The sequence below is a fragment of the Sulfitobacter sp. M13 genome (assembly GCF_053474885.1).
The window spans coordinates 175,330-186,748 of record NZ_JBRKBN010000005.1; the positions used below are offsets into that span (position 1 = coordinate 175,330).

6 protein-coding genes are annotated in these 11,419 nt (G+C 58.8%); all 6 read right to left on the bottom strand.

What is annotated here, in order from left to right; genetic code table 11:
- Positions 1-20: 20 nt before the first annotated feature.
- The 6 genes from ACVBAU_RS18730 to ACVBAU_RS18755 all read right to left on the bottom strand — a co-directional run bounded on the left by ACVBAU_RS18730 (position 21) and on the right by ACVBAU_RS18755 (position 11,286).
- Entirely contained in the window at positions 21-3,110 is a 3,090-nt protein-coding gene (locus ACVBAU_RS18730) for an efflux RND transporter permease subunit (RefSeq protein WP_448329667.1), read from the bottom strand.
- The gene (locus tag ACVBAU_RS18735) at positions 3,107-4,231 is read right to left on the bottom strand and encodes an efflux RND transporter periplasmic adaptor subunit (RefSeq protein ID WP_448329668.1); all 1,125 of its coding nucleotides are present in this window, start codon (positions 4,229-4,231) and stop codon (positions 3,107-3,109) included. Before ACVBAU_RS18735 ends, ACVBAU_RS18730 begins: the two co-directional genes overlap by 4 nt.
- 262 nt (positions 4,232-4,493) lie before the next feature.
- Positions 4,494-5,309, bottom strand: coding sequence for an efflux RND transporter periplasmic adaptor subunit (locus ACVBAU_RS18740; RefSeq protein ID WP_448329669.1), 816 nt, complete (start codon positions 5,307-5,309; stop codon positions 4,494-4,496).
- The gene (locus ACVBAU_RS18745) at positions 5,306-7,300 is read right to left on the bottom strand and encodes a preprotein translocase subunit SecA (RefSeq protein ID WP_448329670.1); all 1,995 of its coding nucleotides are present in this window, start codon (positions 7,298-7,300) and stop codon (positions 5,306-5,308) included. Before ACVBAU_RS18745 ends, ACVBAU_RS18740 begins: the two co-directional genes overlap by 4 nt.
- A complete protein-coding gene (locus tag ACVBAU_RS18750) occupies positions 7,293-9,443 on the bottom strand; it encodes a peptidase M50 (protein ID WP_448329671.1) in 2,151 nt (716 codons plus the stop codon). The genes ACVBAU_RS18745 and ACVBAU_RS18750 overlap by 8 nt, the downstream gene beginning before the upstream one ends.
- Positions 9,444-9,447: 4 nt before the next feature.
- Positions 9,448-11,286, bottom strand: coding sequence for an efflux RND transporter periplasmic adaptor subunit (locus tag ACVBAU_RS18755; RefSeq protein ID WP_448329672.1), 1,839 nt, complete (start codon positions 11,284-11,286; stop codon positions 9,448-9,450).
- Positions 11,287-11,419 lie beyond the last annotated feature (133 nt).

Sequence of the window (11,419 nt, forward strand, 5' to 3'; positions counted from 1 at the left end):
CATACCCCACAACCGGTTCACTAGGCACTCGCAGGTGCCTGCAGCTCTGCCTTTAGCCTGCGTGCCGCACCTCCGGGTGTTGCGCCCCAGACCGCAATCCAGCGGTAGAATATCGGCGTGAGGAACAGGGTAAACACCGTTGCAAAGCCCAAGCCGCCGACGATCACCCACCCCACAGCGATACGGGCTTCGGCCCCCGCGCCAGAGGTCAGGATTAGCGGAAGACCCCCAAAGACGGTTGAGACCATCGTCATCATCACCGGTCGAATGCGAAGGCGCAGCGCGCTTCGGATGGCGCTGTCGATGTCCTCGCCCGCTTCGCGCAACTGGTTTGCGAACTCGACGATCAAGATACCGTTCTTGGCCATGACCCCGATCAACATCACCAGGCCGATCTGACTGTAGTAGTTCAGCGACCCCCCCGATAGCGAGATTGCCAGCAGCGCGGCAGCAAGGCCAAAGGGTACCGTCATCATGATGACAACCGCACTGGCGAAGCTTTCGAACTGGGCTGCGAGCACAAGAAGCACGACGACCAGAGCCACGCCAAAGACCATGTACATGCCGCTTTGGGAGTCGCCGAGTGTTGCGGCTTCTCCGGTGAAGGTAATGCCCATACCATCGGGCAAGACCTCGTCGGAAATCGCGAGCACCCGGTCCATCGCGGTCGACAGGTCGACGCCCTCACCAAGGTTCGCCTGAAGCGAGACAGCCAGCGCGCCACCCAACCGTTCGATCTGAGCATCGCTCACCACCATGTCGAGCGATGCAACGGTAGAGAGCGGGATATAGGCACCGCTATCTAGGCGGATAGACATGGATGCGATATCGGAAGGATCATCAATCGGTGGCCCGCCGGGGACGACATTGACGTCTATTTCAACATCATCGGAAAAGACGCTGACCGCGACGTCGCCTTGAACCATGGCGCTGACCAGACTGGTGATATCTGCGGTGTTAAGCCCCATGTCCCCCGCGGCGCTATCGTCCACGTTCACTTCCAATTGCGCGTTGACACTGTTGTTGGACAGTTGCGGGTTCAGAAAGGTCGCATCCTGCGACATCGCCGCGACAAGCGCGTCGGCAGTTTCGGTCATATTGGCAAGATTGGTCCCAGTCACGGCAAAGCTCAACCCGCCGCCCGCGCCACGAATGTTAAGGCTATTGGTCGAACGGGCGCTGACCTGCACACCGGGGACCGAGGACAACGTGCCGCTGATCTGCGCAATCAGTTCTTGCTGGGTGAAGTCACGTTCGGCCCAGTCCGGCAGCCGCACGACGATAAACGCGCTGGTGCCGCCACCGACGCCGATAATGCTTTGCACTGTCTCGATCTGTCCGCTTTCTCGATACGGCGCAAGGATATCCTCGACCAGCCGGACCTGCGTGTCGAGATAGTCAATCGTCGTGTCCGATGCCCCACGCGCCTGCACCAGAAAGAAGCCACGATCCTCTTCTGGCGTGACGCTAGACGGCAGCGTCGTCGCGGCCCCCATAGCGATGATCGCAAAGCCGATGGCGACTGCCAGAACCAACAAAGGCGTGCGGATGGCGAAATCCATGACGCGGTCAAAGCTGCGCGCCATGGCGCTCGGTGCGGCTTGCACGGCATTGGCCTGCGTCTTGCCGGGGTCCAGAAGCGCAGACAGGACCGGCGCAAGGGTGAGCGCAGTGATCGACGAGAGCGTGACCGCAAAAGCCAGCACAAAGCCGAATTCGGAAAAGACACCGCCCGCCTGACCGGGCAGGAAAGAAATCGGGATAAAGACCGCCGCGAGCGTCGCCGTGGTCGAAATAACCGCGAAGAAAACCTCGTTGGTCCCCGCCGCCGCGGCAGCAAATGCCCCCATGCCAGACTTTCGCTTGCGCACAATATTCTCGACCACAACGATGGCATCATCCACCACCATCCCCGTCGCCAATACCAGCGCCAGAAGACTGATCGTATTTACGGAAAATCCGGTGATCCAGATTGCAGCAAGCGTCCCGATCAGGGCCACTGGGATCGTGACCGCTGGGATCAACGTCGCCCTGGGAGAGCGCAAAAACAGGAAAATCACCGCAACCACGATACCTGTCGCCATGAGGATCGATTTAACAACTTCGTTAATCGATCCTTCGATGAAGATGCCGTCGTTCGACGTCACCAACAGCTGCACGTTCTCGGGCAATTGGTCGCGCAATTCCTCGACCGCAATCGTAACGTCCCGCGAGATTTCCAGCGTATTGCCAACCGATTGTCGGGTAATATCAAGGCCGATGGCAGTTTCTCCATTCACGCGCGTAAAGACGCTCGTGTCTTCGGGGATAAACTGAACAAAGGCGACATCAGCCACCTGCGTCGTGTCATTGATCGGCAGTTGGTTAATGCTTTCCACCGTGACAGCTTCATTCCCGACCCGCAGCGAAAGCGTCTGGGACTCGCTTTCAAGTGCGCCCAAGGCAGTGTCATCGCGAAGCTCGGCAAGCGCGGTCGAGACGTCAAAGATGGTCAACCCGCGGCTTAGCAACGACGGAATGTTCACTGTTACGCGAAATTCGTTGGCGCGGTCACCGCGCACGGTGACTTCGGCGATGCCGTCGATCAGTGAAAGACGCTCGTAAACCACGCCTTCCGCAAGCTTGGTGAGCGTGTCGAGGCTGGCATCTCCGAGCAGCGCAAGACGAATGATTGCGTCAGCGTTGCTATCGCTTTTGGTGACGCTTGGATCGTCAATATCGTCGGGCAAAGAACGCAAAGCACCCGATACGATTTCGCGCGCCTCGTTCGCAGCTACGTTGACATCAGTCCCGTCGGAGAGATCAATGGTGATGCGGCTCGACCCCGTGCTGGACGTGGATTCGATATAAGACATCCCTTCTAGTGCGCTTAAAGCATCTTCAAGGACTTGGGTGACTTCGGTGTCCACAGTGCTTGCCACGGCACCCTCGTACGTGGTCCGGACAGAAAGTACCGGCTGATCTACGTCTGGCATTTCGCGAATGTCGACGCTGGAAAACGCCGCCAGTCCGGCGATGATGATTAGCAGGTTCAACACGATCCCGAAAATCGGCCGCGCAACAAAGACATCGGCAAAACCAGATTTATGCGCTTTCTTCTCAAAGCTCATGCGCCCGGTCCCTTACGTGCACTAGCGGCAGTAACCTGCGCCCCTTCGCGTAGCTTTGCGGCGCCCTCGGCCACAATCTGAGCCCCCAAGGGGGCATCGGTTTCGATCCAGACCTGATCGCCCTCGCGGTAGCGGATGGTGGCTGGAACGCGGCGGGTACTGCCGTCTTCGGCGATCCAGATGCCGGCACCGGTTCGGTCCCATGTAATTGCCGTGGCGGGCACGGCAGGCAGGGGATCGGTTACTTCGGTCATACGGATGGCAAAGGTCATCCCCGCCAGCAGCACCCCGTCGGGGTTCTCAATCTCAGCCTGAACCGTGGCGCTGCGCGTTACGCTATCAAGTCGGCTGTCGAAGGCGGTAATCTTCCCTCCGAAAATACGCCCTGCATAGGTTGGCGTCGAGACGAGGACCGGCTTGCCCTCGGCCAGAAGACCAATAGAGCGTTCAGGCACTTCGAAAGTGGCCAGCAGGCTGGTGGTATCATCAATCGTCACGATGGTGTCTCCGGTCGATAGACGATCCCCCACGCTCACGTCGCTGAGCCCCAGCCGGCCAGAGATCGGGGCCACTATTGTACGATCATCAAGCGCGACCTGTGCCAGCCCCACGTTGGCCTCCGCCAATCGCAACGCGACGCGTGCTTCGGAAAGGGCCACATCCGTCACGACGGAACTGCCGGTGGTGCGCAAGCCTTCGTAACGGGTGACAGTGGCTTGCGCCTGATCGCGGGTGGCCTCAGCAATCTCAAGCTCCAGCCGTTCGGTGCGGTCGTCTAGCTGCACAAGGACGTCGCCCTTTTCCACCATCGTGTTGGCGCGCAGCGCAGTCTCGGCAACCTCACCCGCATCGACGGCGATCACTTCGGTACGACGGAGCGAGACGGCACTGCCAACGGTGCGCAAAACAAGCGTATATTCGCTTGCCTCCAGCGGCGTAAGGACCACCGTCGTGGCCCGTCCTTGCCCCCGCGACCCGGATCGCGCGTCTTTGGGCGCATCAGCGGTTACAGTCGCACTCCCGCCCCAAAGCCGAGCGATCTGATCCGGAACACCAAAGGCAACACTATAGGCACCCGCAATAATGATGAGCGAGAAAATGGCGTAAAGTAATTTTTTCAAAGTCTTCGTGGCTCCTGAAAGGCCCTGCCCGTGCGGATACGGCGGTTCGTATGCGTTGTATTACGTTCAGTGATCCGCATTCCGTCGCTCGCGATTGGAATTTTTTAGTAGAAGGAATTTTTAGTTAACTGATCCACGCACCTGTCGCGCATGCGCGAAGAACTGCCCCAACGCTTTTCTTGGGCCGGCCCAAGAAAAGCGTTGGTTCCAGCGAGGGCGGGCAAACCGCCCATATGGGAAAATCAGGAGGCGCTTGCTCTGCTTATTCGCCAATCTCGATCTTGCAATCGATACCCGCAACCAATGCACCCTCAGGATTGTCCAGCTTGAGACGTACACCGAACGTATCGCTCGCTGCGTCGAACACGCGGTCGATGGCGATAACCTCGGCTTCGTACAGCCCACCTATCGGGGCTCCGGGTTTGACCTTGGCCATTTGACCCATCTGGACGGTGGTGAACATGTCCGTTGGCAGGAAAACCTCGATATGTAGCGGATCAATGCGGGCGATCTGGATGATCGGCGCTTGGGCAAAGACATACTCCCCGGGGCCGATCATGCGCGTGATGACGATACCATCGACCGGTGCATGGATGTTGCGACGTGCAAGCTGAGCTGCGACACGCGTTTCATCAAGGGCCGCGAGCCGCTTTTCAAATTCTGCCTGTCTCAGTTCAAGGATGGCCTGGTCGTATTGGCTGACGGCAGAGTCGACGACCGCCTGGGGGACAAGTTTCTTCGCTCCCAACTCCTTGGCACGCTCTGCCTCGGTCGCCAGCAGATCAATGCGGCCTTGGGCAATTTCGATTGGCGATGTATCGGTGGCACGTGCGCGGGCGTAATCGAGCGCCACCTGCTCTGCGCCAGATTCCAGCTTGGCGACCAACTGGCCTTGGGTCACCAGATCACCGCGCTGCACAGAGATACTTTGGATGATCCCCGCCTCGGCGCTGCCGATTTCGACCACAAGTGACGGGTCCATCAGGCAATCATATTCGCGGGCAAAACCCGCGTTCGCGATCAGCGCGAAAACAAATGCCAAGGTGAGGGTACAGGATTTCATGGTCTTCTCCATCATTCGCCGCGTCCACTGAACGCGAGCAATTCATCTAGGCTATCATCGGCCTTAAGCAGGCTTTTGCGGATACCGCTATTGCGTTTTTCGCTGGCCCATTGTGCAAGGTTCACGGACGGCCGCGCCAGAATACCGGGCACCCAGCCCCTGCCCCACGCGGTCATTGTGATAAGAGGGCGCAGCTTGCGACCGTAGAAGACGCGCATCAGGTCGTCTTCTAGCGACACAAATGTGACATGGCTGCCGGGGTCGCCCTGACGGGCGGCACGGCCATAAAGTTGCCGATCGATCCTTGCGGCATCGTGGCGCCCCGTCGCGATCACATGCAACCCACCTGCCGCGCGCGCGGCATCGTCCAGCGCGATATCAGTACCGCGCCCGGCCATGTTTGTTGCAACGGTGATCCGACCGGACTGGCCTGCTTCGGCAATAATTTCGGATTCTGCTTCGTTCTGACGGGCATTCAAGACGCGATGCTGCAATCCATTCGCCGTCAAAAGCGCGCTTAGATGTTCCGAGGCATCGACCGACTGCGTTCCAATCAGAATGGGCCTGCCCTTCTTGTGACGCCGCACCACCTCGCGCAGGACCGCCTGCCATTTGTGATCAGTGGTGGCATAACAGAATTCGCCCTTATCCCAACGCTTTGACCGTTTATTCGTGGGCACGCGACGGGTGCGCAAACGGTAAACGGCGCTCAGCTCGCCCGCGACTTCCTGCGCGGTGCCGGTCATGCCGGACAGCCGGATGTAGCGCCGAAAGAATTTCTGGTAGCTGATGCGGATCAATGTTTCCTGCCGCATCGAGATATCGACGCCCTCTTTGACCTCGATCATCTGGTGCAGTCCGCGCTCCCACGATCGGTCCGCCATAATGCGGCCTGTGTATTCATCGACGATCTGGATGCTGTTATCTTGCACCAGATAGTGCTTGTCGCGCTTGTAAAGCCACAGAGCAGACAGGGCCTGACGCCCCAGTTCCTCGCGGTGGGTTTCCGTCGCCCATACCCCGCCGAGCTGCTGCGTGGACCGCCGTAGCTGCGCCTTGCCAAGGTCCGTAAACTCAATTCGGAAATCACGCTCGAACAGGGTGAAATCCCGGGGGGTTTGCATACTACGGGCCGTGTTGATCGCCTGCGTATAGATCGTCTCCATCTCTGATGTATCGCCTTTCTGCGCAATGATCAGAGGCGTGCGGGCCTCGTCAACCAGCACAGAGTCCGCTTCGTCGACGATGGCAAAACACAGGCCACGCATCATCACTTGTTCGCGGTGTGACCGCTGATGCAGCAACCCCTCAAGCGCCATGTGCAGCGGGCGTGTCTCAGCCTCTAGGATCAGGCGATCTTTTAGGTAGTCGAAAGTCAGCTGTTTATTGGTGCAATAGGTGATGTCACAGGCATAGGCGGCACGACGGTCGTCCACCTCCATATCCTCAAGAATGACGCCGACGCGTAGGCCAAGGAATTCAAACAAGGGGCCCATCCACCCCGCGTCACGGCTGGCCAGAAAATCATTTACCGTCACCAGATGCACGGGCACGCCGGACATCGCCATGACCGCCGCCGTCAGTGTCGCCGTCAGCGTCTTGCCCTCGCCAGTGGCCATTTCAGCGATCTGGCCTTGCAGCATGACCAACCCGCCGACCAGCTGGACATCGAAATGCCGCATTCCCAGAACGCGGCCTGATGCCTCGCGCACCAGTGCAAAAGCTTCGGCTGTGTTCGCGCGTTGCAGCCCGTTCAGCTGTAGATCTTGCGTCAGGGCGATGCGTTTTGCGGTCAGTTCCTCGTTGCTCAGGGTCTGCAATTTGCGACCTGCCCGCTTGACCCGCATCAGGAACAGGCGTTTCGACACGGGCCGGCGCGCGAACATTTGCTGCAGGCGACCATAGGCCGCTGCCATGATCCAGTCAGGCGTGCTCAGCCGTTCATCGCTGCGTTCGGGATAGAACCCGCCCAGCAACCCCGGCCGAAGGATCATCCGGTCAGACATTATAGAGCCTCAGGAACAACTGTCGCAAAGACCGATAGGCCTGAAACCCCAACGGTGAAGTGCCATGATCAAAACGAACCCTGACGCGGCGGCCCAACAGAATATCCGCTGAGGGCTGCACCATCAAAATCTCGAATTCAAAAAAGCGCCCCAAGGTTTGCACGCCATTGGGATCGCTTGGATCGACCGGAACGTTGCCCCCACCCGCTGTCCCCAATGCAGGGGTCGGCAGCTGCTGCGTGGCACCGGGGACTTCGCGCAGAATGATCGCCTTGATCGGTTCGGCACCCCATTCCACCGGCATAACGCTGACCGACTGGGTGTCATTGCGTACCAGATCAATCTGGTTCTGGCTCACGACCGTGCGCACGGTCTGGGTGTCCCGCTGCGCCACGACATAGCCGATTACATTACCCTTGGCGACAAAGCTACCCTCAAGGTCCGAGGCATTGGGCAGAACCGCCGTACCGACCCGCGGCGCGCGTATATCAAGCGCCTCTAACTCCTCTACCAACCGCGCGCGGTCATTCTGCACAACGTCGATTTCTTCGGCGATCAGGGCGGATTGCACCCTGTCCGTGCGGATCAACGCGCTGCGCTGAATTTCGAGCCCCGCCAACTGTGTGTCGATCAGTTCCAGCCGCGCCCGCATGAACGGATCGTCAAGCTGCATCATCAGATCACCGCTGCGCACTTTCTGGTCCGTCGTGGTCGCAACCTTGGTGACAAAACCGTTTGTCCCTGCGCGTACCTGAGCCTGCTGACTGGGCCAGATTACGCCATCGACGATGCTGTAAGATGGGAAAGGCACCAGAAACAACGCCCCTAGGATCAAGGCAATCGTAGCAAAGGTGGTAATCAGCGCGCGGGGTCGGTTGGTGCGAAGCTTTGGACTTCCTGACAAAAACTTAATCCCTTTTCCGATGGGCAGCAAAAGCTGCGTCGTGGCCGCCCAGATGGCCAGCAAAACCCCGATGATGAAAAAGCGGCCGGCAATATAAGCGATGATCGCGAACATGATGAACATGCGGTAGATGAAGGCGGCGATGCCATAGAAGACAAACCACACCCGCTCTGACCAAAGCGAGGTCACCTTATCGGCCTCGCGCATGCCGTAGATATATCGTTGTATCAGATAATTAAGATAGTTTGTGGATCGCCCGCTCAGGTTCGGGATCTCGATCCAGTCGGCCAGCACGTAATACCCGTCAAAGCGCAGCAATGGGTTGCCGTTAAACAGCAACGTCGACACCCCACCAATCAGCATGACATTGAAGGCCACCGCCGTGACCGCGCCGGATTCAGCATTCAGCCAGACAAACAATGCGACCGAGGCAAGCAGAAGCTCGATCATGATGCCGATACCGCCGACCAGCATGCGTTTGTGCTTTTCGCGCAAGGCAGAAGCCGCAGAGGCGTCGACGTAAGGCACCGGGATCAGCACAAGAAACATGATCCCGATCTCATGGACTTCTCCGCCGAATTTCTTGACGGCATAGCCGTGGCCCAATTCATGGAACGCTTTGACAACGGGATAGACCAGCCACAAAACGGCGAGATTGCCAGGGTTCAAAACCCGGTCGGTGATGTTTGTGGTCAAGGCGCCGATATTCATCGCCGCAAACACAGCTGCCGTCAGCACCAGCAAAAGCCAGATCACGGCAAAGGTCTTGGTCAAAAACGGCCGCACAAACGGCAAGGTCGCCGTTAGAAATCGGTCGGGATCCCAGATCGGCACGCGCACCGCCAAGGGTGACCAAACCTTCTGTTTGATCTCCATCCGTTTGTGGCGCTTATGACGCCGGAATAATTCGCGACTGTCAGGAGATACATCGGCCACAAGCGCATCGGCGGCATGCAATTGCCCCAATAGCCGGATCGCCTCATCCTGCGTCGGGGCCCGTTCACCCAGCTGTTCGTTGGCAATATCCCACACCTCGCCAAGCGACCGCGTGCCGTCCAGCAAGCCGACCATGCGATACGCGGCGGGGGAAAACCGGTGCGACCGGCCCGTGGCTAGATCCTGAAGGATGAACCAGATGCGCCCACGGTAATCATGGCGATAGATATTCACATGCCGGCGTAGCCGTGGCTTCAGGTCCTTGACCCGATACCACGACGGCGAGAAAAGCGAGCCGGCCAAAGGACTAGGCCCTCCAGGACCAAAAGGTCATGCGCACCCAAAGCACCAGACGGCGGGTCCATATTTCCACCAGTCTGCGCTCGTCGACCTCGATCTTGGCAACGCCTTCCATACCCGGACGCAGCGCCATAATCGGGCCCTCTTCGATGGATGCTTCGACATCAAAGACATTCGCGCCGTTCAGCGGGCTCGAAATCGGTGTAATCCGCTGCACGGCGACGCGGTAGGGCGTATCGGGCAGCGCGCTCAGGACCAAGGGCCCGCTGGTCCCCGGCGAAAGTTCACGAATATCGCGCTCATCCACGCGCATTGTGACACGGTATTCATCAAGCGGAGCGACCTGAAACAACACATCCCCCCGCTCGAGCGGGGCACCAAGCGCTTGGCTAAGGTCACCAGAAACGACAAGCCCGGTAAAGGGCGCGCGGATTGTCATACGTTCAAGCTGCTGATCCAGCAAACTGATTTGCGCGTCCGACTGTTCAATTTGTGAGGCCAGAATACGCGCTTGCGTCCGTTCACGCTGCGCCATCGCCTGACTGTATTCCTGTTGCTGCTTGGTCCGGTCGCCCAGCCATTTTAGCCGCTCAAGACGAATATCACGGTCTTCCAACCGCGCCATCACGTCGCCTTCTTGCACCAGATCGCCGGCGCGCGCCTCGGACTGGACAAGGTAACCGGCGATCGGCGCAGTCACGACCCGCTGTATTTTACCCTGCACAACGGTCGTTGCCGTTACCCTGTACGTGCCTGTCGCATAATAGCAAAAGGCGACAAAGGCGATCAGCGCAATCACCCCCAGCTTCAACAGCGCATGTCGCGCACCAAACAGCGCCTTGAAGAAATTCGTGACGGAGTCCCAAATCTTAGCAGGCAACCAGCGATCTTCGCGCCGTTTGATATCCAGCACAGGACCGACCAGGACGGCGGCCTGCTCTGCCAGCTGCACGCCGCCAGCATCAAATCCGTCGGCCGACTTGCGTTGCAACAGCATCGCGCCAATCGTCTTGCCCTGTTCGGTCAGCGGCACGGTGCACAGCCCTGTGCCACCCTCATGATCCGCCAGCGCCGTATGCGCCCGACGTACACGGGCGGGCGACCCTTCAAGTGGGGGATGCGCGATGACCGCTTGCTGGTCGACGGCTTCATCCATCGCTGTTTCGATCAACCGAACAAGGGTAGCGCGTTTGCCAAAGGTCGCAGAGTTTGACAGCGCACGCAGCCGGATATGCCTGCCGCGCATCATGCCGATCGCCACCAATTCGCAATCCAGCGCACCGGAAAGTTCAGTCGCAACGGCGGTGGCGGCTTCTGAAAAGCGGGTGTGATGCAGACTGGTGGCCAGCAGCTCGATCACCGTCACAAGGTTATCATTGCCGCTGATCCGTTGCCGACGCACGACGGCCTCTATCCATCCGGATGCCCACTGCAAGTCACTGACGACACGGCGCAGGTCGGTATCGGCAGAATTATCCGACAAAACGGCAAGGACGCCGCGCAACTGCCCCCCGATCAAAAGCGGCACTGCAATGGCGGCGTTGTCCTTGGCGCCGGTTTCCACCAGCATCCGCTGCCCCTTAAGGCACCCGTCAACCGCCCGCATGAGCTCGGGCGCCGCACTGGCCCCATCCGGCCACATCGCGACGGGTTCAAATTTGGCTTTGCCGGTGCCTGCCATGACGACAAGACCTTGCTGTATCCCGTGCGTCTGCTTGGCAAAAGCCTGCAACCATGCCGCAGCGACCTGCGCCATGTCGGTGCCGCTGCGCAGCTTTTCGAGCGTTTCCGCATTCAAAAATGGTTCTTCCGAAGACGCCCCTATGGCCTTGGTAAATTCGTTCAAACGGACAATCCCTGCACTTCTCGCCCGCTTTTCGCAGGCATATATTCGAAACCTACGACACTTTGTGCCAATCACCTAAAAAATAAACTTTATTTAATAACATCATCCTGTTGCGCGCTCTCACCAGTGTCTA

Coding starts and splice junctions, on each gene's coding strand:
- ACVBAU_RS18730 (WP_448329667.1), bottom strand. CDS start 3,110: ATGAGCTTTGAGAAGAAAGCGCATAAATCTGGTTTTGCCGATGTCTTT.
- ACVBAU_RS18740 (WP_448329669.1), bottom strand. CDS start 5,309: ATGATGGAGAAGACCATGAAATCCTGTACCCTCACCTTGGCATTTGTT.
- ACVBAU_RS18745 (WP_448329670.1), bottom strand. CDS start 7,300: ATGTCTGACCGGATGATCCTTCGGCCGGGGTTGCTGGGCGGGTTCTAT.